Below are 20,589 nucleotides of genomic sequence, written 5' to 3'. Positions count from 1 at the left end.
GAAAAGAGAGCTCCATGGTCGAGAACGGCGCCACCGGCGACTGGCAGAAGACGGCATGCATTCTGTGCGAGTGCAATTGCGGTATCGAGGTGAAGGTCGAGGACAGGGCGCTTCTCAAGATCCGAGGCGACAAGGATCATCCCGGATCGCAGGGCTACACCTGCGAGAAGCCGCTCCGGTTGGACCGTTATCAAAACGGCGCTCACCGCATCGACTCGCCTCTGCGACGCCGTGCGGACGGCACCTACGAGGAGATCGACTGGACTACCGCGCTCGACGAGATCGCTGAACGTCTGCGGGCAGTTCGTGAACGACACGGAGGCGAACGCATCTTCTTCTACGGTGGCGGCGGACAGGGCAATCATCTCGGCGCTGCCTATGGTCGATCCCTGTTTCACGCAGTCGGAGCGAAATACACGTCGAATGCTCTGGCGCAGGAGAAGACGGGTGAAGCGTTCGTCGACGGTGAGCTCTACGGCAGTCACACCGCAGGCGACTTCGAGAATTCCGAAGTGGCCGTGTTCGTCGGCAAGAACCCGTGGCAGTCCCACGGACTGGCTCGAGCACGGCCCACACTCAAAGAGATCGCCCGTGATCCGGAGCGGTCGATCATCGTGATCGACCCGCGCAGAAGCGAGACAGCGGAGCTGGCGGACCACCACCTGCAAGTGAAGCCCGGGACGGACGCGTGGTGCCTCGCAGCTCTCGATGCCACTCTCGTGCAGGAGAATCTGATCGCCCACGAGTGGCTCGCGACCCACACCGTGGGGGTGCACGACGTCCTCGAGCTACTCCGCAGTGTGGACATCACCGACTACGCTCGTCGGTGCGGTGTGCCGGAAAACGACATTCGTGCGGCCGCACGTCGCATCGGACGGGCAAGCAGCGTCGCGACGTACGAGGACCTGGGAATTCAGCAGTCCCCCAACAGCACGGTGTGCGCGTATCTGCAGAAATTGATGTGGGTGCTCACTGGGAACTTCGCCAAGCCCGGTGGTATGCACATGCATTCGTGGGTCTTCCCTCTCGCCGGTGCCTGGTTCCCCATCCCGCGCGAGAACAGACCGCCGCTCGATGCGGCACGTCGAATCGCCGCACTACGCGCCATGCGCGCAGGTGCAGGTGCGGTGCGGTCGTTGACGACTCGGATGGGAGGCCATCGCAGGACTCGCAGCATCGTCGAGCGCGCGGCGCAGCTCGCCCTGAACAACTTTTTCTCCTCCGTGTCGGTAGCCGTGGCCGATCCGATAGCACGCACGATGGGTAATCCGTACCAGACGGGCTTCACACCGGTCACCGGCGCTCGCATCGTCTCCGGCCTCATACCGGGGAACTCGATCGCCGACGAGATACTGAACGATCACCCTGATCGACTGCGCGCCATGTGGATCGACTCGTCCAATCCTCTGCACTCCCTGGCGGACAGCGACCGATTCCGTCGCGCGATGCGCAGTCTCGAACTGACGGTCGTGGTCGACGTCGCACTCACCGAGACAGCGCGGGAGGCCGATTACGTTCTCCCTGCCTCGAGCCAATTCGAGAAGTACGAAGCGTCACTGTTCACTCTTCACTTCCCGCACAACGTGTTCCAGCTACGGGTGCCGCTCATGCAGCCGATGGCAGGCACTCGATCCGAGCCCGACATCTACGCCGAGATCATCGACAGACTCGGCGTCGTGGACGACAACGTGCTGTCGGCCCTCGGTGCGGCGGCACGTACGGGTTCGGCGACGTTCAACCTGGCACTCTTCTCGACCATCGAGCAGAAGCCGGAATTGGCCGGGCTCCTGCCGTACATCCTGTACCGCACACTCGGAGCCACGCTCGACGTAGGCAAGGAATCCACGGCGCTGATCTGGGGCCTTGCACAGCTCGCCTGCATCGCCAACCCGGATGCCGCGCGGCGGGCCGGATTCGACCGAGACGGTGCCGCGCAAGGAGATCAACTCTTCGACGCCATTCTCGCCGATCCGCAGGGCGTGACCTTCACCGAAGACCGGTACGAGGACGCATGGCGCTACATCCGCCACCCCGACGGCAAGATCCACGCCGCCATACCGGAGCTGCTCGCGGAATTGCGGCTGCTCGACCGAGAAGAACCGGGCTACACCAGCGACGACTACCCCTTCATCCTGTCCGCGGGTGAGCGACGAGCTTTCACCGCCAACGTCATTATCCGTGATCCCGAATGGAGACGACGGGACAAAGAGGGAGCGTTGCGGATGTGTCCCTCCGATGCGGAATCGATGGGGGTGGCCACAGGTGACACCGTTCGGCTGATCACGGAGACAGGTAGCGCCTCGACCGTGGTGGAAGTCAGCGACATGATGCAAGCCGGCCATGTGTCGCTTCCGAACGGAATGGGCGTCACCTACCCCACGGGTGACGGCAACGAGACAGTCGTCGGGGTGCCTCTCAACACGTTGACATCGATCACTCGTCGGGACAAGTTCTTCGGCACTCCCTGGCACAAGAACGTGCCGGTTCGAATCGAGCCGATCCAGAACTCGGCACAGGGGTCGAGCAGATGACCGCCCGGCAGTACTCGGAAGCATCGGCATAGCGGGCAGATCGGTCCATGGCCTAGGCCATGGACCGATATGTTGCGGGCGGACGATGACTACCGCAGAGCGACGGCTGCCACCAGGTGTCCCGCCGCCAGTGACGCACTCGTATCGTCCAGACGCACGAAACAATCTGCGCCGGCTGCCGATTCGAGGCCATGCCGTTCCACCCCGGTCAGCAAGGTGACCGTTCCGTTCGTATTCAGGTGTGCGAGATGAAACGAAGGATGTCCAGGCCGCGGGTCGACGCCGTGAGCAAGCGGCACAGACACCTGTCGACGCTCCTCGGCGCTCAACCCCATGGCCAACCGAAAATTGGGGCGGGCGAACAACTCGAAGGATTCGTACGCGGCCAGTGGATTACCAGGAAAGCTGAGCACCGCAGTGCCCAACATGCGGCCGGCACCTTCTGGTCGGTCCGGCCACATAGCGACGTCCACGAATCCCATGTCCTCTGCGCGCAGAGCTGTGTCGACTACTCCGTCACGGCCCGCATCGATCCCCCCGGACGTGATGACGACGTCGGCTCCGGCGCACGCCGTCGCCAGAACGGCCCGAAATTCGTCCACCGAGTCCGCCACCGAAACGCACATGGTCACGTCGGCACCGCAGGCCACTACGGCGGCTGCGAGCATCACCGAGTTGCAGTCGTGAATCTGACCGAATCCGAGAACTGTTGATCGGTAGATGATTTCGTCACCAGTCGAAATCACGGCTACGCGCAATCGCCTTCGGACCGACACGCTTCGAGCGCCGACTCCGGCCAGCAGACCTGTATGCACCGGGGACAGGGCCGTTCCCGGCGCGAGAAGTCGCTGCCCTTCCCGCACATCCCGACCCCTACGCCGGATGTGAGCGCCGAAAGCGCATCTCCCACGAAATTCCACCCGGCCCTCATCTACTCGCACCTCGTCCATGGGCACTATCCCGGTAGACCCAGCGGGAACGGGAGCCCCGGCCGAGATTTCGACAGCCGTGCCGACAGCCGACACCACCGGCGCGCGATATGTCACCGGAACATGCTGTGCAACAGGCAATAGGACGGGAGATTCGGCCGAGGCACCGATGAGATCGGATACATGCACCGCGTATCCATCGACTACGGACGTATCGAACAGGGGAAGCGGATCCGGTGCGAACACAGGCTCTGCCAGGACAAGGCCGGATGCCGCCACAAGATTGGACTGCCTGACCGCAGTGATCCCGATCAGACCGGCAACCATCGCAGAGTGCTCCTCCACCGACCGCAAGGCGACAGTGGACGTAGCGAACGGCGAGTTCATGAACGAGCCTGAACCGAGGCAACCAGCATCGTGTCTTTACCTGTAGGTCCAGTCTTGGCAGCACCCCCTGGGAAACCGAGTTCCTCGAAGAACTCGGCATTGGTGGATACGTAGCCAGTCCACTGCGGAGGTACGTCCTCCTCGAAGAAGATCGCCTCCACCGGGCAAACCGGCTCACACGCACCACAATCCACACATTCGTCCGGATGGATATACAACATCCGATCGCCCTGATACATGCAATCCACCGGGCACTCCTCGATGCATGCCTTGTCGAGAATGTCGACGCAAGGTTCGGCCACGATGTACGTCACGAGACTCCGTCCGTCATTGATTTCCGGTCGACAATTATGCCGAACGTCATACTACATACGAATAGCCAACGTAGATAGCAACTTTGGGCGTACATCGATGGAAATGCCATCTACCCTTGCCGGTTGTGCACGCGCACATCGTCTCTGGCCCAAGAGTGGACACTCGCACCTTCCGCCCGGCCCTTGCTGCCATCCACAATCTATCGAGTCCCCTGTGACCGACCGATTCGAAGGGCTTGTGAACAATGACGTCCGTAGCGGGAAAAGTCGCATTCATCACCGGAGGGGCGTCTGGCATAGGCCTCGAAACAGGTCGCCGACTCGCATCGCTCGGCGCGCACGTGGTCCTCGTCGATCGGTCCGAGATTTCCGCATCGGTGTTGGAGACCCTGGACACGACCCGCCACTGTCGACACATGTCGGTCGTGGCAGATGTCACCGACACCGCGTCGCTGGAACTGGCCGTGTCCACTGTCTTGACCGAATACGGATGCCTGGACGTGGTCGTCGCCAACGCCGGCATCGCCGAGGCCGGCACCGTCGCGATCAGCGATGTCGAATCGCTGGTCGCCATCGTCGAAGTCAACCTCATAGGAGTCATCCGGACGGTTCACGCAACCTTGCCTGCAGTGACGGCCCAGCGAGGTTACTACCTCCTGGTTTCCTCTGCTGCAGCCCTGAAGAACATCCCGGGCCAATCTGCCTACGCCGCATCTAAAACCGGTGTCGAGGCGTTCGGTGGCGGGCTACGGCTCGAAGTGGCTCACAAGGGCGTCGGCGTCGGCGTCGCCCACCCTGCATTCGTGCGCACACCGATGTTCGAGTCGCAGCACAGCATAGCGGCGGTGCGCGCAGGTATCGAGGAAATGCCGTGGCCGTTCAGCGTCGTGACAGAACTCGACGACTGCGCAGCGGCATTCGTGAACACGATCGTCGAACGTGGTCGAAAGGTCTATGTACCCGGTGCACTTCGCGGCGTGGACACCGTGCGCGGAGTGTTCACAGGCCGTCTGTGGGACGCCATTCTGCGTCCGCGGGTGAAGAAGACGGTTCCCGCTCTAGAGGACGGGATTCTTCGGGCCCGCACGCAGCGCTCGGTCACGGGTCAGTAACCACCACACCAAGACCAAATCCGCGGTCGAGTCGATGTCCAGCCCGGTGAGGTCGCCGAAACGGGCGACGCGGTTGCGGACGGTGTTGCGGTGCACGAAGAGCGCAGCGGCGGTATCGTCGACGCGGCGATCGTTGTCGAGATACGTTGCGACAGTGTCCATGATCTCTCGACCGGTCGCGCCGCGAACCAATAGAGGGCTCAGGTGAACGCCGGCTATCTGCTCAGCGACTTCGTCGGCGAAGGCCAGCAGAGGAAGTGGTCCGAGCGCCGCGAGATCCACCAACCCGGTTCTGCCGAACATCGTGGCCAACGAGAGCGCGCGTTGGGCCTGCTGGTACGAGGAGCGCGCGTCGGAGGGTTGGCGTGCGTCACCCACCCCGATGGCAATCTCGGACTCCAGCCGTTCCGGGACGATGGGCAACAAGGCTATCAATCGACCGTCGATGACCGCGTCGACCACATCGAGAACCTCTCCTCTACAACGCATCCGGAGCAACGCACGAGCGTCCGACGCTGTCACCGTGTCGTCCCACACGATGCAGGCGACCCGGTACGAATGCGACAGGTCTATGCCGTGCTCCTGTGCGTCGCCGGCCAGGGAAGAGGGTAGGTACGAATTCTCGACGAGTTGCCGGATCAGATCCGAGCGGCGGATGGCACCGGTGACTGCCCGCTCCTGCATCACGGTGTTGACGGCTGCCGAATAGGACGTCGCCCACTCCCACATCATGTCTTGCATGTCGTCCACTGCGTCCGTGGGCAGATTCTGCTCGGCCGCATTGTGCCTGATTATCTTGAACAGCTCCCGCGCCCCCAATTGGATGCTGTGGGCAACCAATTCGAGTGGGATCGTCTGATCCGCCCAGCGCCGGACCAATTCGGTCACGTCGCTTTCGTCCACCGACGGCGAGTTGCTTTGCACGCGCCACACCACTATATCGAGCACGGCCCTGGTATTGCGTTCCACTTCCTCGCGAGCGACGGAGTCGTACAACGGAATCCGCTGGCGATACAGATCCGTCAATCGCGATGCCACCGAGTCGAGCTCTACGTCGGCACCGGCGATCAGCGACGAAATCCGTGCCGCGATCGCCCGCTCCCGGGTGGTGTCACTGTCTTCCTGCATCGAGCTACCTTCCGTCGCTACGATCGTGTCATATCCCGAGCCGACAGCCGTCGAATTTCGGGTGCGATGGCACGACTGCGGGCGGTGAAAGGTGCCGTCGTCAGTACCGCTCGTAGAGCGAGCAGAAGCCTGCCTGCCCGCGGATAGATCATTCTGGAGGAACGGTTTTCGAGTGCGCGTACGAAGTGAGGGACGATTCTGTCCGTGTGTGTGACAGCACCGAAAGGCCCGGGGAGAGCTTGTAGCAGCGCAACGAACGCTGGTTGGCTCATTTTGTTCGTGACCAGCGTCGTGTCGATCCACCCCGGGTGAAAGGACCCGACCCGTACGCCGGTTCCGCTCAGTTCGAGTCGAAGCGAGTTGGCGAAGGCTTCGAGACCCGCCTTGGCCGCTGCGTACGCCGAGTGCCCGGGCTGGTGAGCGAACGAAGCCCACGAACAGGTGAAAGCAACATAGCCTTCCGCTTTCATGACAGCGGGCAAGGCTGCTCGGACGATATTGTGCGCGCCGATCAAATTGATATCGATGATGCGCTGCCACGTTCCCTCGGGAAGCAGGTCGATCGGACCGTAATCGGACACCCCAGCGTTCGCCCAGACGATGTCGATCCGGCGACGGGTGGCGAGAATTTGCTCGACCATTCGGTTGCAGGCCTCGGCATCGCGAACGTCCAACTCGTATGTGTCGCACTCCCCCGGCATGGTGGCCGCCACGCGGGCCAGACCGGCTGCGTCCACATCGGCGAGAACGACAATGCCTCCGCGAGCGGAACACTCGAACGCGGTAGCGGACCCGAGCCCGCCCGCCGCGCCGGTGATCAACAGGACTTGTCCGGAAAGCGGCGAAGCGGTCACGAAACAACCCCTTGTGGGTGGTCGGGCAGATCCACTACGGCAAGGGCCGATTCCGAAATGCTCCCCAGGATCAGGTGCGATCCGCGCCGCACCACGCTGGTGACCATGGCAAAGTCGGGCGTCGGCGACTGCAAGTCATGGACTATCGACCCGTTTCGGTCGATCGCCATGACCCACGTGGTCCGTTCTCCTTGTCGGAGCTTCTCCGGCAAGGAGTAGGAGATTCGGCGGATGATTCCCGGCAAGCGGGCCACTCGATCGTGCAGCGCATTCCGGGGCGTCGCCATCGACACCCACGTCAGGTCGCCGTCGACCGAGATGTTGTCGGGGAACGCGGGCAGGTTGTCGATCAGAGTTCGCGGGACCGCTGTCCCATCGACGAGAGAATACCGAGTGATTTCGAAGTCTCCCGTCGACACAACCGTTGCGAACTCTTCGTTATCCGACACAGTCAGGCCGTTGGCGAACTGAATGCCATCGACGACGATTCGCGCCGTACCGTCCGGTGTCAGTTTCACCAGATGACCGGTGCCCGAGTGCTCGAGCAGATCCGCCAAGAAGTCGTCGAACGAAAACCTACGCGAGGACACGGTGAAGTAGATATTTCCCGATGGTGCCCGAACGACGTTGGACGCGAACGTGATCGGGACGGAGTCGAGGCGGTCCAACACTACGTCGACACAGCCACTGCCGAGATCGACACGCAACAAACCGCGTTCGCTGTCGCACACCAGAATCGTCGAATCGTCGACGACGGTGATGCCCAGCGGCCTACCCCCTGTGTCGGCGAGAGTCTCGACAGTAGAAGTACTGTCGTCGATCAGTGTCACCCGGAGAACCCTCCCATCCACGAGTCCGGTGAGAATCCGTCCCTGGGAATCCAGCCGAACGTCCTCCGGGCCCCGGCCCGGCAGTTCGACGCGTCTGATCGAGCCCATCGGGGTGTCGCTGTACTTCGCTCTCGCACGGGCAGTCGACTTCGGCGGTGTCCACCGGACGGGCCGCAGACTCGGACTGAGTGTCGTCGCCGGAAGACGGGCCACCGACGGTGAGGCCTGACCGTTGACGACCGCGGCGATGGCACCCGCCGAACTCCAGGGCGCACCGTGCCCCTCGTGAGGCAAAGGGTAGGCGTCGATCCTCGGATCACTCGCCGACAACGCCATGTCACTGGAGTTCACTCGTCGGTCGTCGAGTCCATAGACCACCGACACCGGGCAGCTCAGTGCAGGTAGACGTTCCGAGAGCGAACGCTCCTCGAGGTAGTGATCGATCGAGGAGGTCGAGGTACGGAACCGTCGAATACCCGTGGCCAATAGGTCCTGTACCGCGAACTCCGGCACCGGACCACTCGGAGCGAACGCAGAGCCGAGCCCTGCACGCAGCATTCTCGCGGGAAGCATTGCCCACACTGCGTTGCCGACTAGCGGCGTCCTGAGAATTCTCTCGGACAGACCGCGCGAGGTCAGTCGACTCGACACGGTCGGCGTCGTCGCGACGAGCACCAGTCGTCGAACGAGCGTGGGGTACTGCTCGGCCAGTGATGTCGCGACCAGGCCGCCTCGCGAATGGCCTACCACGGTGACGGACTCGAAACCTGCTACTCGTATCTCACGGGCGACATGAAGTGCATCGTGCTCGATGGTGTCGCTTCCCGACAGGTCGGGCACGAGGACGTTTCCGGCCAGGAGCGGTTCCACGCGATCCCAGGTGGCGGCCGAAGCGCCGAGACCATGCAGCAGAACGATTGCCTCGGATGTCATCGTGGCCTCTCGGAGGTACGCACGAGGTGGTCCTCGGGATCGAATCGAACTGCACGAGAGCGATAACCGAGAACGCTGCCGGGCCACAGGTTGCTGTTGCGGCCGGAAGGATCGAGATACCAACTCCGACAGCCGCCGCTGGTCCACACTGTTCCTTCGGTCAGTGCATCGATGTCGGTCGAGTACTTCGCCTGAGCCTGCGGCGTCGGCTCGATGAAGCCACCGGCATCGATTGCACGCTTCATGGCCCTCCCGATGTACTGGATCTGCGACTCGAACATCATGATGACCGAGGTGTGCCCGAGCGCAATATTGGGGCCGTGCATCAGGTACAGGTTCGGAAAACCCGAGACAGAGGTACCGAGATAGGCCCGTGGGCTCTCGCCCCAACTCTCGGCCATCGATCGACCCTGTCCATCGAATACTCTGTCGGTCAACGGTAGTCGGCGCGTATCGAACCCGGTGCCGAAGATGATCGCATCGACATCGTGCACTCCGCCCGCTGCATCCACGACTCCCGTGGGTGTCACCTTCGCTACTCCCCCGTTCTCGACGGTCACGTTCGGCTGAGCCAACGCCGGGTAGTACTCGTCGGACAGCAGAATTCGCTTGCAGCCCATCCGATAATCGGGCGTCAACTTCGCCCGCAGCGCAGGATCGCTCACGGCATGCGCGAGATGTGCTCGTCCTTCCTTTTCTCCGATTCGCATCAGTGCCGGGTGCCGGAAGGCCAGCAGCTTGATCTCACGTTTGGCGTAGACGACTGCTCTGGATGCACGCTGGTAACCCGGAACCGACCGCAAACGCCTACGGGTTCTCTCGGATATCGGCCGATCGTTGCGAGGCATAACCCACGGTGCAGTGCGTTGGAACAGCGTCAAAGACTTCACGACCGGCTGGATCTTCGGCACGAATTGAATTGCCGATGCACCGGTACCGACGACGGCCACTCGCTTCCCCGAGAGATCGACCTCATGGCGCCACCGAGAGGAGTGGAAGACGGGGCCGGTAAAGGTGTCTATTCCCTCGAGAGCAGGCAGCGACGGGTCTGCGAGCGATCCGGTGGCGAGCACGACATGGTCGGCAGTCGACCTTCCCCGGGCGGTGTCGAGTATCCATCGTGAGGTGTTCGAGTCCCACGCCAAAGATCGCACGGCACAACCGGTTCGGAGACGCGGGATCAGACCGTGATCGCGCGCGAGATTGTGCAGATACGAGCGAATCTCAGACTGCCTCGCATACGTGTGCCGCCAGGTGTGGCTCGGGGCGAACGAAAACGAGTACAGCAAGCTCTGCACGTCGCAGGCGGCACCGGGATAATCGTTGTCGCGCCACACTCCCCCCAGCGACGACGCCCGCTCGAAGATGACGACGCTGCCGCTGTGCAATTTTTCCAGCCGGATAGCGGCACCGAGACCGGCGAACCCCGAACCGATGACTGCCAGGGTGTGATAATCGGGATCGGCGTCGGAGCCGGTTTTCACCATGATTCTCTCGCGTTCTGTGAGTGAGGCTTTCGGGAGAATTCAGACCACGAGGTGACCGAAGCCGGCAACTCAGTGGGCAGTGCGAACGCGCCGTCGAGGGTCAAGATTTCAGCGGGACCGACCGAACCGTGAGTCTTGCTCGTCAGGCGAACAGACACGAACGCGGTCGCATAGTCGATGTCGCCGATGTGGAATACCTGCTCGAAGTAGAGATTTTTGGCATCGGTGCCCAGCAGGCGTGTTCGCACGCGGTACGACCGAGGGAAAGTGAGAGAACGGTGATATGTGATGGTTTGGGCGGTCACCACCGGGCTCCACCCGCGGCTGCGAAACTGCGCCCAGAGACCTGTTCTTGCGTAGTACGAAATTCGCGCAGCGTCCAGAACGGACAGGTATCGACCGTTCGTCATGTGCATCAGGACGTCGAGATCCACGAGAAGCACCCGGAACCGCGTTTCCAAAACCTCCCCTACCGTGGCTTTTCGCCTCGTGGACCGCATGCGAACGAGCCAGCGGATCGTCATGATCACAGTGTTCACCCCTTCGCCGACGTATTCTCTGCACCATCGTGGTCGAGAAGGTTCGTCGTCGCGATAGCTGCCACAACACGTCCGAACGCAGGAAGGTGTGCGCATGCACAACGCCCGAGGAAGGCTCGGCCGATACAGTGTTCACCGACAGCCAGGAGAGACCATATGAAGATCTTCATCATCGGAGCTGCCGGCGGCATCGGCTCCAGACTGAGCACCGTTCTGACCGCTCGCGGTGACACGGTCTCCGGAATGATCCGCAACCTCGCTCACCGTGACCGAGTCGAATCAACCGGCGCTACAGCTGTTTTCGGTGACCTCATCGATAGCGACGCCGCCACGCTGGCAACCGCGTTCGCCGGCCACGACGCCGTCGTCTTCAGTGCAGGCGCACACGGTACCGGCATGGACAAGACGACGTCGATCGACGGAAAAGGTTTGGAAAAGGCAGCCGACGCAGCGCACAGTGCGGGCGTGAAGCGGTTCGTACTGGTCTCGGCGTTCCCCGAATCGGGCCGCAGCCAACAGCCTTCCGAAGGATTCGAGCACTACATGGCCACCAAGAAGACTGCCGATGTCTACCTGTCCCACACCGAGTTGGATTGGCTGATCGTCCGGCCCGGAGTGCTACTCGACGAGCCGGGGGATGGCACCGTCACCGCCGGATTGGCCATCGAGCACGGCGACGTACGGCGCGACAACGTCGCATCGTTCATCGCGGCAGCGTTGGCCGAACCCGCACTGACCGGGACGATCGTCGAACTCACCGACGGCACAACGCCTGTCGCCGATGCGGTTCGGCAAGTGATCGCAGGCTCTGGCGCTCGGCTACCGTGACGAGCCGACGACTCCATTGAACAAGAGCACCATTTCTTTCTCTACAAGGTCCAGCGCCCTGGTGCTCCGCTGTGCCTTGCACAGCAGCAAGGCGCCCTCGATAGCCGAGAGTGCCATGGTGGCCAACCCATGGGCGCGTTCCTGATCGATACCGTGCTGCCACAGTGACGCCGCGATCGTGTCCTCCCACGAGGTGAACGACTCCCCCGCGGCAGCGAGTGCGGCCGGACTCTGAGGCCCTTCGATAGCGACGGAGGCCACCGGACACCCCGATGCGAAATCGGTGGCCAGTAACTCGCCGCGAAATCCGGAAATGATCGCTTCAACCGTCCGCAGCGGACCGAGGGTTGTCAATCCTGCCGAGATCATCGAACCCATGAAGGTACCGGCCGCTCGGGTCGCCTCTTCCACCAGCTGTGGTCGACCCTGCGGAAAATGGTGGTAGACCGAGCCTCGCGGAGCACCCGCATGTTCCAGGACGTCGGCGACGGACGTTGCCTCGACGCCCCTCTGTTTGAACAACGCGATGGCGCTGCGCAGCATGTCTTCGCGTGCGGTCGACCGTCTCGGCATGGTGCCACCTCTCGGGTCGGCTCTGATTATGTCGTCCATCATAACAAGGGTGCTCAGCTGTGCACCCGACCCGCCGCACCCCACCTCGACGTCGCTGACGTGGGGAGGCTCGAGATGTATCACTCGGACTGATATGCGGTGTCAACACATTCGATTTCCCTGATCGCCGACACCGACACACACTTTGCGGCGATGCGTGACCCACCTCACTCGAGGTCCTTCGTACGATTCAGGGAGATCTACATGACTCAACTCGGTTCCGAACCTGGTGTGCAGCAGAGGACGCCAGGTCGCACCCAGGGAATTCTGTTGGTCTCGATGAGTTGCCTGCCGGTGCTCGGTGCGGTGTTGCTCGCCCCGATTCAACCGCAGATGCTCGACGAGTTTGCCGACACACCCGGCGTCGAAGCCTTGGTTCCCCTGACCATCACTGCGCCTGCGCTGATGATCGGTTTGCTCGCGCTCGGCGCGGGACGGGTGATCGACAAGGTGGGTCGCATCCGACTGCTGACTGTCGCGCTCGTCGTCTACTCGCTGTTCGGAATCGCCCCGTTCTTTTTGGACTCACTCCCGTTGATCGTGGCGTCGAGACTCGGTGTCGGCGTTGCCGAAGCCGCCATCATGACCTCTTGCACCACACTGATCGCTGATTACTTCTCCGGCAAGGACCGCGCTCGCTACTTCGGGTTGCAGGTGGTGTTCACGAGTTTGTCGGCCGTGGTCTTCATCGGTCTCGGCGGCGCACTTGCACAGAACGACTGGAGAACTCCGTTCTGGCTTTACACCGTCGGAGTCGTCTTCGCGATCCTCACCCCGATCATGCTGTGGCAGCCTCGTTCCACGACCACGATGCAAGACCTGGTTGCGTCGATTCGATGGCGGCCTCTGCTCAAACCGTTGGCCGTCACACTGTTCGGCGGGGCCGTGTTCTACACACCGATCGTGCAGATTCCGATCAAACTCGACGCCGTCGGTGTGAACAACACAGCTACCATCGGCATCGTGAGTGCGCTAGTCGCGCTGGCTACGGCACTTGCCGCGCTCACTTTCGGTCGACTTTCCGACGCCGGTCCGAAGATGTTGTTGCCCATTGCATTCGGTGCATCCGGTATCGGCCTGGCCGTCGTCGGACTGGCATCGAATCCCCTGTTCGTCGCGGTTGGTGGCATCATCGCTTCGGCCGGATGTGGACTGCTGCTTCCGACGTTGCTCCACTGGGTTGTCAGCGACCTCGACTACGCTCAGCGCGCCCGCGGCACCGGAGCCTGGACAGCCGCCATGTTCACCGGTGAATTCCTGTGCCCCCTCGTCGTCGTCGCCCTCGGTGCCGTGTTCGGCGGGCTCACCGGAGCACTGATCGCACTCGGGACCGCGTCCGTGCTCATGGCAGTGATGCTTCCGAGGCTCGGGTCATTCACGGTCCACACCACACCGTCCAGCAACTCCTGAGAAACCAGCAATCCTGAGCCATGCCTGAGCCTCTTGGTAACTGAGAGCCTCTTTATACCTGAGCGAGCATGCGGTGCGGCCACGCCGCGCAGAATCCTCGAACCTGACACAGAACGCACTAGCGTCTGAGCCTGGCTTCATACCGCGGGCGAGTGATCGGCGGTGCCCTGGCCGGCATACCGGTATACGGTGCACTGGCGACAGGAGGACAGACCTGGTGGATTCGAACAAGGGCGTCGACGAGTCTCCACTGCACCGGAACCGGTCCTTCCTGATCCTGTGGACCGGCGGTGTGCTCTCCGGTGTGGGTTCGTCGATGAGCACATTGGTCTTCCCCCTGGTCGGCTTTGCCTTGACCGGCTCGACGTTCTTGGCAGGCCTGGCCGCCACCGGCGTCCTGACCGGCGAGCTGCTGGGGCGGCTGGTGTCCGGTCCGCTCGTCGACCGGTGGCCTCACCGTCGGACGCTCACTGTCGCCAATGTTGCTGCAACCGTGTCGATGTCGAGCGTCGCCGCCGCCTCGCTCACCCACACACTGAGTCTGATCCATCTGGTGCTCGCCGGGTTGGCGATCGGGGTGGCCGACGCGTTCGTCGGTCCTGCGGTATCAGCAGCAATTCGGCACGCGGTTCCGATAGGCCAGCTTCCGTTGGCGTACACACGCATTCAGGTACGGGAGCACCTTGCGACTTTGATCGGCCCACCGTTGGGTGGGGCGCTGTACTCGATTGCGCGCAGTGTGCCGTTCATCGTCGACGCGATCAGCTACCTGACATTTGGGCTCCTCTCGAGCCGATTGCCGACGACGACGAGAACGTCGGATCAACCGAGCAGGTCCTTTCTGAGCGACGCACGCGACGGCTTCGTTTTCGTGTGGCGACACAGTTCGGTGCGCGCAATCCTGATGTGGGGAGGAATGTTCAACTTCGCCTTGGCATACGTCTTCACCGCTGTGACCTTGCGGCTGATCCGAGATGGCGTGAACCCGGTGGCCATCGGTCTCATCGACACGGTAGCCGCCGCCGCAGGTCTGATCGGCGCAGTTGCGGCGGGGCGAATTGTTGCGACCTTCCGCACCGGGCGGTTGACGATGTCCACGGGCTTGGCGTTGGCCGTCATCGTCGCCCCGATGGGATTGACGACAAATGTGGTCCTGATCGGTGCGCTGTTCGCCGCCGGCATCGTGCTGCTCCCCGCCAACAACGCCGGCATCTCCGCCTTCATCGCGTCGGTAACGCCCACACACCTCCAAGCACGCGTCAACGCCGCCGGTGGAGTCTTCTCGCTCGGACTTGCGCCGCTGGCCCCACCAGCAGCGGGGCTGTCGGTCGCCGCTGCCGGCGGACCGGCGTCGATGTTCATCGGCTCGGCACTTCTGGTCGCCAGCCTCGCGCCGCTAGCGGCCAGCCGCGACGTCCGGGGGCTGAGCAAGCCGGCCCACTGGCCAACAACTGCACTTTCCTCATGACGGTCACGATCACCACCGCGTCGAGCAGAAACCGCCGTCCCGAAATCGACCATCGCCGGCGCTGAGGGCGGCGTCGTCATCCCAATCGATCGACGCAGCGCGCACATCGAGGGAGCCGTGGGCGGTGATGATGTCGAGGTCGGCGTCGATCGGAAACTCCTCGTCCTGCTTCCAGACGTCTTGACCTTCCCAGACAACAAAAAGTGCGCATGACAGCAATTAAGCAGTTCAGGGGCACTTGGTGTGCGCCATCAGGGATTCGAACCCCGGACCGCTGTACTAGAGATAACAATTCAGGTGGATGTATCGGCGTCCATCGTCGGCCCGTTGAGCTGAGTGTTCGGCAAATCGAATGACCACCTGCGTCCGTCTGCGTTTATGCGAGTACGACCCAAAGTGATGAGTAGAAGATGACTTCCGTCGATCTGCTCCCGGTCATCAAGATCATAAGCACTGTCCGGTCAAAACTGTTGATTGCGAACAGATTGCGCTCTCATCATCCGAGCGGATGAAGCGAACTCGAATCTCGGCATCCCCGCCACCCGCCGCGCTGCGCTCCATCTACTCGGTCGACACAGGTGGGGTTCCCTGTCAGTGCCTTCTAGCTGCGCGTCGTGGGCAATAGTGTCGAAGACGGATCAATCCAGGACGTTTGCGCCTACTGGCAATGAGTAAGCATCGCACCCAGAGTCGGACGCCGATCTCGCCTGCGCTCGGTACGAGCTCGAAACAACAGAACCCCACCCGAAAGAACTCAGCTGTGTCCAATTCCACCAGTGAACGAAAGTCCTTGCCGTTCCTCGTCTACGTCCTCGCAATGGGTACGTTCCTCATGGGCACGTCGGAATTCGTCGTTGCCGGACTCCTGCCCGATATCGCCTCCAACCTCGCCATCGGCATCTCCGAGGCCGGACTCCTGGTCACTGCGTTCGCGATCGGCATGATCGCCACCCCGTTGATCGCGGTGGCGGCACTCGAGATGCCCGAACGAACGACACTTCTGCTCGCGCTCGCTGTTTATTCCGCCGGACACATCGTCGTCGCACTCACAGACGACCTGTCCGTCATCCTCGTGGCTCGCTTCGTGACCGCGCTCGCAACGGGCGCATTCTGGTCGCTCGCCGCATCTGTCGCGTCCCGCGTTGCGGGACCGAACGCCAGTGCGCGCGCCATTGGTCTGGTCCTCAGTGGAGGCATTCTCGCGACGGTGATCGGGGTGCCCCTCGGCTCTGTTGCCGGCCAGCTCGTAGGTTGGCGCGGCCCGTTCTGGATCCTCGCGGTATTTGCCGTACTCGCATCGGTGCCTATCGCCCGCTTCGTTCCCAGTGGTCGTTCGGTATCGACGGTCATCCCTCTTCGCTCGCAACTCGCAGCGGTCGCCACCGGAAGACTCTGGGTGGTCATGGCAGCGTGCGTGCTGATCTCGACGGCCGTCATGTCCACCTACTCGTTCATCGCACCACTGCTCACAGAACGCTCCGGCCTGGCCGTCGGACTCCTCCCCCTGGGTCTCACTATCTTCGGCGTCGGTGCCGTCACCGGCACCCTCAACAGCGGTCGGTTCGCAGACCGCGCGCCCTACGTCACCGCGCTGAACGGTGGCGTCATCGTCGTGATCGCACTCGGACTACTGAGCGTCTTTTCATCTTTCGCTACGCCATCGATCGCCCTTCTCGCTGTCGCGGGAATGGCCGGCCTGGGCACGAACCCCGTGCTCATGTCGATGGCCGTCCGATTCGCAGAGGGCGCGCCGACTCTGGCCACATCGCTGTGCACGTCGATGTTCACCTCGGCACCGCCGTCGGCACATGGGTCACAGCGCAAGCGATCAGCGAATACGGACCCGCCGCGATTCCCGTCGTAGGTGCACTGTTCGCAGTGTTGCTCGTGGTTCCGCTGGCCGCGCTCGTGATCATCGACCGGGCACGTCGGGATAGCGATGCTGCGTCTGCACCGTCGCAGTCGGTCGCCGGCCACGAAGTCGAAGTTCGCTGACCGAACGCGTCGCAGCGCGGCGGTCGTCTGGACTGTGAAACTGCCGACGACGATCCGGAGCTCAGGATGGTTGGACGTGGTCCGACGTCGGTGTCGAACCACGTCCAACGTTGTGCTCCAGAGGGCCCGAAACGCAGCAGCCCCCGCCCGACAGGGCCAATAGTGCGACCACAGTACTTATCCCTCGACGGCACCGGTGTTCAACCGCGCCTATACGCAGCGAGAAAGGCGACCTCGCCTCCCTGGTCCCTGACGATGTCGAGTTGAACGAGACGCTGTGGATCACCGCAAATTCGACCGTTGAGGAGCCCCAATATCTTTGCTGCATTGTGTATTTCGAATATCCGACTGCACGCAATGACCAGGACTTCCCCCGTTTCCATACCGAGGATTTCCGTGACAAGGCGTGGCGTCGGCAGCAGCGACAAAGATCCGCCCGGCCATCGATGACTTCTGCGGAAATGACGACGCCGAACGAATCTCACTGCCCGACGCACGTCAGCTAGCCCTCGAACTGTGTTGCCCCGTTGATGGTTCCACCACACTGGAAGCTGTCGGTCACCGACGATGCCGCGGATCACCTCGACCTGCTCGCCGTAGTCTCCAACGTCGTGACGGCACCGGGGATCATGGACCTTTCTGTTCCCGGACTGAGACAACCATGGGGTGCCCTTTCGGTACACCTCTCATCAGACACTGGTTCGATCGGGTCCGCTGTTGTTGTATCGAAGTATGACAACTTCCGTAAAGGCCTACGCCGCCACCGCAGCCGACAAGCCACTTTCCCCCAACACGATCGAGCGCCGTGACGTCGGACCTCATGACGTCCGCATCGACATAAAATTTGCCGGCATCTGCCACTCGGACATCCACACCGCACGCGGCGAATGGGGACCGATCAGCTACCCCCAGGTCGTCGGACACGAAATCGCCGGCATCGTTAGCGAGATCGGCTCCGAGGTCACCAAACACGCCGTCGGCGATCGCGTCGGAGTCGGCTGCATGGTCAACTCGTGCGGCGAGTGCGCCCAGTGCGTCAAAGGACTCGAGCAGTACTGCCTCGTCGGCAACATTCAGACCTACGGCAGCACGGACCGCGACGGCACCACAACCCAGGGCGGCTACTCCCAGCAGGTCGTCGTCACCGAGCACTTCGTCGTCAAGATCCCCGAGGGCATCGAACTCGACGCCGCCGCACCCCTGCTGTGCGCCGGCATCACCACCTACTCACCCCTGCGCCACTGGGGTGCCGGACCCGGCAGTAAGGTCGCCGTCGTCGGTATGGGCGGACTCGGCCACATGGCCGTCAAGATCGCCCATGCCATGGGTGCCGAGGTCACAGTGCTCTCGCAGTCGCTGAAAAAGCAGGAAGACGGACTTCGGCTGGGAGCAGACCACTACTACGCCACCAGCGACCCCAGCACCTTCGAGACACTCTCGTCCACGTTCGACCTGATCATCAACACCGTCAGCGCCCCAATCGATCTGAACGCACACCTGTCGCTGCTCGCCGTCGACGGCGCGATGGTCAACGTGGGGGCTCCTGCGGAACCACTTCCGCTGCAAATCTTCTCGCTCATTCCCTCTCGCAGGACGTTCGCAGGATCGGCCATCGGCTCCATCGCCGAGACCCAGGAAATGCTCGACTTCTGTGCCGAGCACCATCTCGGTGCCGAGATCGAGGTCATCTCCGCCGACAAGATCAACGACGCCTGGGAGCGCGTGCTCGCCTCCGACGTCCGGTACCGATTCGTCATCGACACGGCGACTCTGGCTTGATCGGCCCCGGACAACGATAGAACGAATACCGCCTGTCCACGCACACGATGTATGTGCACAGGCGGCTTTCTGCGCCGAAATGGATACCGCGGTTTCTTCCCGCGACTGCGCATCCAGATCGAGGCCGAGAGGTGACTGCAGGCGCTAGATCGCCTGCGCGGAAATCCCTGCAGCATTGAGTCTTTCGACACGATCGCGGTGCGTACGCCGTGAACCCAACGCACCGATGAACGTCAGGAGCCTCACTCCCCCGGGGCTTCACTGCCGGCGTCGTCGCGAAGGGTGCCCCGACAGGGCCTCGCGTCAGGTCAGGCTCAGCCTTAACCTTGGATGTATGAACAACAAAGCCGAGGTACGTGAGTTCCTCATGACGCGCCGGGCCCGGCTGACGCCCGACGCGGCCGGCATCGTAGGCGGAATGAACCGCCGGGTCGCCGGACTGCGACGCAGCGAGGTCGCGTCCTTGGCCGGCCTCTCCGTCGAGTACTACGCACGCATCGAGCGCGGCGCGATCGGCGGTGCGTCGGCGTCCGTGCTCGATGCACTCTCACGCGCCCTGCAGCTCGACGATACCGAACACGCACATCTACTCGACCTCGCACGAGCCGCTGACGGAATTCCGACGTCCGGACGGCCGCGTCGCAAGGCCTCGCGCCCGACCAACCAGAGAATCAGTCTGCAGTGGGCGCTGGACTCGATAACGGAAGGCGTGGCTTTCGTTCGCAATCAGCGTCAAGACCTGCTGGCGACCAACGAACTCGGTAGGGCGTTCTACGCCCCGATCATCGGAGACGGTGGACGAACGCCCAACCTCGCTCGATTCCAATTCCTCGATCCGTTGTCCCGGGAGTTTTATCCCGACTGGGACACCTTCGCCGCAATGTGTGTATCCATCATGCGCGCCGAGGCCGGACGCGACCCTCACGACAAGGGCCTCCAGGATCTCGTCGGTGAACTTTCCACGCGCGACGAGACATTCCGGACGTTGTGGGGTGCCCACAACGTCCGGACGCACGGGGCGGGCAAGAAGCGTTTCAACCACCCGGTCGTCGGCGAAATTCACCTCGCCTACGAGGAGCTCGTCGTCACCGCTGACCCCGGATCCATCCTCATGGTCTACACCGCGGAGCCAGGCTCGCCGAGCGCCGAACGTTTGCATCTACTCGGATCTTGGGCGGCGCAACACGCAGAGGCGTGAGAGCGCAGCCCCCGGCACGCATGTCGGTCAGGGTTCGGTGATCTCGACGTCGAATGTTGTCGAGTCCACGTCGTCGGGGTCGGGTCCCCGCCTACACCTCGGTCGAGAGCATTCATGGCGGCCAGCTCGTCGTCGAGCTCGAAATCGAACCAGTCGAAATTCTGCGCGATACGTTCGGGGTTGGTCGACTTGTAAAGGTCCCGAAAGGTCGAGCTGAGCAGTGGTCTGTGGACCACCTCACGAGTCCGTGGACGC

The 20,589-nt window shown here is 62.5% G+C and carries 17 protein-coding genes; 8 read left to right on the top strand and 9 right to left on the bottom strand.

What is annotated here, in order from left to right:
- The first annotated feature begins 14 nt into the window (after positions 1 to 14).
- The gene (locus CH275_RS13430; protein ID WP_032406795.1) at positions 15 to 2,531 is read left to right on the top strand and encodes a molybdopterin-dependent oxidoreductase; all 2,517 of its coding nucleotides are present in this window, start codon (positions 15 to 17) and stop codon (positions 2,529 to 2,531) included.
- A gap of 89 nt (positions 2,532 to 2,620) precedes the next feature.
- Here CH275_RS13430 and CH275_RS13425 read toward each other — a convergent pair whose 3' ends face one another.
- Both CH275_RS13425 and fdxA read right to left on the bottom strand, forming a co-directional pair.
- Entirely contained in the window at positions 2,621 to 3,847 is a 1,227-nt protein-coding gene (locus tag CH275_RS13425) for a molybdopterin molybdotransferase MoeA (protein ID WP_094678863.1), read from the bottom strand.
- Positions 3,844 to 4,161, bottom strand: a complete 318-nt coding sequence (fdxA, locus tag CH275_RS13420) for a ferredoxin (protein WP_032406796.1) — start codon at positions 4,159 to 4,161, stop codon at positions 3,844 to 3,846. The genes CH275_RS13425 and fdxA overlap by 4 nt, the downstream gene beginning before the upstream one ends.
- Positions 4,162 to 4,406: 245 nt before the next feature.
- Between fdxA and CH275_RS13415 the strand changes: the two genes are divergently transcribed.
- On the top strand, positions 4,407 to 5,273 hold the full coding sequence (locus CH275_RS13415) for an SDR family NAD(P)-dependent oxidoreductase (protein ID WP_052060577.1): 867 nt from the start codon (positions 4,407 to 4,409) through the stop codon (positions 5,271 to 5,273).
- Here CH275_RS13415 and CH275_RS13410 read toward each other — a convergent pair.
- Genes CH275_RS13410 through CH275_RS13390 form a run of 5 tightly spaced genes read right to left on the bottom strand, consistent with a single transcriptional unit; the run spans position 5,220 to position 10,939 of the window.
- Positions 5,220 to 6,401 (bottom strand): PucR family transcriptional regulator, encoded by a 1,182-nt coding sequence (locus CH275_RS13410; RefSeq protein ID WP_052060578.1) that lies wholly within the window; start codon positions 6,399 to 6,401, stop codon positions 5,220 to 5,222. The two genes, CH275_RS13415 and CH275_RS13410, sit on opposite strands and share 54 nt — an antisense overlap.
- Positions 6,402 to 6,418: 17 nt before the next feature.
- Positions 6,419 to 7,255, bottom strand: a complete 837-nt coding sequence (locus tag CH275_RS13405; protein WP_179276147.1) for an SDR family NAD(P)-dependent oxidoreductase — start codon at positions 7,253 to 7,255, stop codon at positions 6,419 to 6,421.
- Positions 7,252 to 9,018 (bottom strand): alpha/beta fold hydrolase, encoded by a 1,767-nt coding sequence (locus tag CH275_RS13400; RefSeq protein WP_094678859.1) that lies wholly within the window; start codon positions 9,016 to 9,018, stop codon positions 7,252 to 7,254. Before CH275_RS13400 ends, CH275_RS13405 begins: the two co-directional genes overlap by 4 nt.
- On the bottom strand, positions 9,015 to 10,505 hold the full coding sequence (locus tag CH275_RS13395; protein ID WP_094678857.1) for a flavin-containing monooxygenase: 1,491 nt from the start codon (positions 10,503 to 10,505) through the stop codon (positions 9,015 to 9,017). The genes CH275_RS13400 and CH275_RS13395 overlap by 4 nt, the downstream gene beginning before the upstream one ends.
- Positions 10,499 to 10,939, bottom strand: a complete 441-nt coding sequence (locus tag CH275_RS13390; protein ID WP_162248373.1) for a thioesterase family protein — start codon at positions 10,937 to 10,939, stop codon at positions 10,499 to 10,501. The genes CH275_RS13395 and CH275_RS13390 overlap by 7 nt, the downstream gene beginning before the upstream one ends.
- A 261-nt stretch (positions 10,940 to 11,200) precedes the next feature.
- Here CH275_RS13390 and CH275_RS13385 point away from each other — a divergent pair, with 261 nt between their 5' ends.
- On the top strand, positions 11,201 to 11,872 hold the full coding sequence (locus CH275_RS13385) for an SDR family oxidoreductase (protein ID WP_094678853.1): 672 nt from the start codon (positions 11,201 to 11,203) through the stop codon (positions 11,870 to 11,872).
- Here the strand turns inward: CH275_RS13385 and CH275_RS13380 are convergent.
- Positions 11,864 to 12,445: a TetR/AcrR family transcriptional regulator gene (locus CH275_RS13380; RefSeq protein WP_256991008.1), complete on the bottom strand. Its 582-nt coding sequence runs from the start codon at positions 12,443 to 12,445 to the stop codon at positions 11,864 to 11,866. The two genes, CH275_RS13385 and CH275_RS13380, sit on opposite strands and share 9 nt — an antisense overlap.
- A 243-nt stretch (positions 12,446 to 12,688) precedes the next feature.
- On the opposite strand from CH275_RS13380, the gene CH275_RS13375 reads away from it, so the two are divergent.
- Positions 12,689 to 13,894 carry an MFS transporter gene (locus tag CH275_RS13375; RefSeq protein WP_052060582.1) on the top strand — a complete coding sequence of 402 codons (1,206 nt, stop codon included), beginning with the start codon at positions 12,689 to 12,691 and terminating at the stop codon, positions 13,892 to 13,894.
- 217 nt (positions 13,895 to 14,111) lie between these two features.
- Entirely contained in the window at positions 14,112 to 15,362 is a 1,251-nt protein-coding gene (locus tag CH275_RS13370) for an MFS transporter (protein ID WP_179276146.1), read from the top strand.
- A gap of 9 nt (positions 15,363 to 15,371) precedes the next feature.
- Here CH275_RS13370 and CH275_RS13365 read toward each other — a convergent pair whose 3' ends face one another.
- Positions 15,372 to 15,581, bottom strand: coding sequence for a hypothetical protein (locus CH275_RS13365; RefSeq protein ID WP_032406800.1), 210 nt, complete (start codon positions 15,579 to 15,581; stop codon positions 15,372 to 15,374).
- Positions 15,582 to 16,122: 541 nt separating this feature from the next.
- On the opposite strand from CH275_RS13365, the gene CH275_RS13360 reads away from it, so the two are divergent.
- The 3 genes from CH275_RS13360 to CH275_RS13345 all read left to right on the top strand — a co-directional run bounded on the left by CH275_RS13360 (position 16,123) and on the right by CH275_RS13345 (position 20,334).
- A complete protein-coding gene (locus CH275_RS13360; RefSeq protein WP_256991007.1) occupies positions 16,123 to 17,226 on the top strand; it encodes an MFS transporter in 1,104 nt (367 codons plus the stop codon).
- An 863-nt stretch (positions 17,227 to 18,089) separates the two neighbouring features.
- The gene (locus tag CH275_RS13350) at positions 18,090 to 19,136 is read left to right on the top strand and encodes an NAD(P)-dependent alcohol dehydrogenase (RefSeq protein ID WP_032406803.1); all 1,047 of its coding nucleotides are present in this window, start codon (positions 18,090 to 18,092) and stop codon (positions 19,134 to 19,136) included.
- A 334-nt stretch (positions 19,137 to 19,470) separates the two neighbouring features.
- Positions 19,471 to 20,334: a helix-turn-helix transcriptional regulator gene (locus tag CH275_RS13345; RefSeq protein WP_032406804.1), complete on the top strand. Its 864-nt coding sequence runs from the start codon at positions 19,471 to 19,473 to the stop codon at positions 20,332 to 20,334.
- Positions 20,335 to 20,589 lie beyond the last annotated feature (255 nt).

Source organism: Rhodococcus sp. 06-235-1A (assembly GCF_002258785.1).
In the GTDB taxonomy this organism is placed as follows: Bacteria; Actinomycetota; Actinomycetes; order Mycobacteriales; family Mycobacteriaceae; genus Rhodococcoides.
The sequence above is the reverse complement of the archived record's forward strand: the minus strand, read 5'-3'. Positions and strand labels throughout refer to the sequence as shown.

Bases quoted from the DNA above. Each gene is read 5' to 3' on its own strand.
- CH275_RS13430 (WP_032406795.1), top strand. From the start codon at position 15: ATGGTCGAGAACGGCGCCACCGGCGACTGGCAGAAGACGGCATGCATT.
- CH275_RS13425 (WP_094678863.1), bottom strand. From the start codon at position 3,847: ATGAACTCGCCGTTCGCTACGTCCACTGTCGCCTTGCGGTCGGTGGAG.
- CH275_RS13415 (WP_052060577.1), top strand. From the start codon at position 4,407: ATGACGTCCGTAGCGGGAAAAGTCGCATTCATCACCGGAGGGGCGTCT.
- CH275_RS13410 (WP_052060578.1), bottom strand. From the start codon at position 6,401: ATGCAGGAAGACAGTGACACCACCCGGGAGCGGGCGATCGCGGCACGG.
- CH275_RS13400 (WP_094678859.1), bottom strand. From the start codon at position 9,018: ATGACATCCGAGGCAATCGTTCTGCTGCATGGTCTCGGCGCTTCGGCC.
- CH275_RS13395 (WP_094678857.1), bottom strand. From the start codon at position 10,505: ATGGTGAAAACCGGCTCCGACGCCGATCCCGATTATCACACCCTGGCA.
- CH275_RS13385 (WP_094678853.1), top strand. From the start codon at position 11,201: ATGAAGATCTTCATCATCGGAGCTGCCGGCGGCATCGGCTCCAGACTG.
- CH275_RS13380 (WP_256991008.1), bottom strand. From the start codon at position 12,445: ATGCCGAGACGGTCGACCGCACGCGAAGACATGCTGCGCAGCGCCATC.
- CH275_RS13375 (WP_052060582.1), top strand. From the start codon at position 12,689: ATGACTCAACTCGGTTCCGAACCTGGTGTGCAGCAGAGGACGCCAGGT.
- CH275_RS13350 (WP_032406803.1), top strand. From the start codon at position 18,090: ATGACAACTTCCGTAAAGGCCTACGCCGCCACCGCAGCCGACAAGCCA.
- CH275_RS13345 (WP_032406804.1), top strand. From the start codon at position 19,471: ATGAACAACAAAGCCGAGGTACGTGAGTTCCTCATGACGCGCCGGGCC.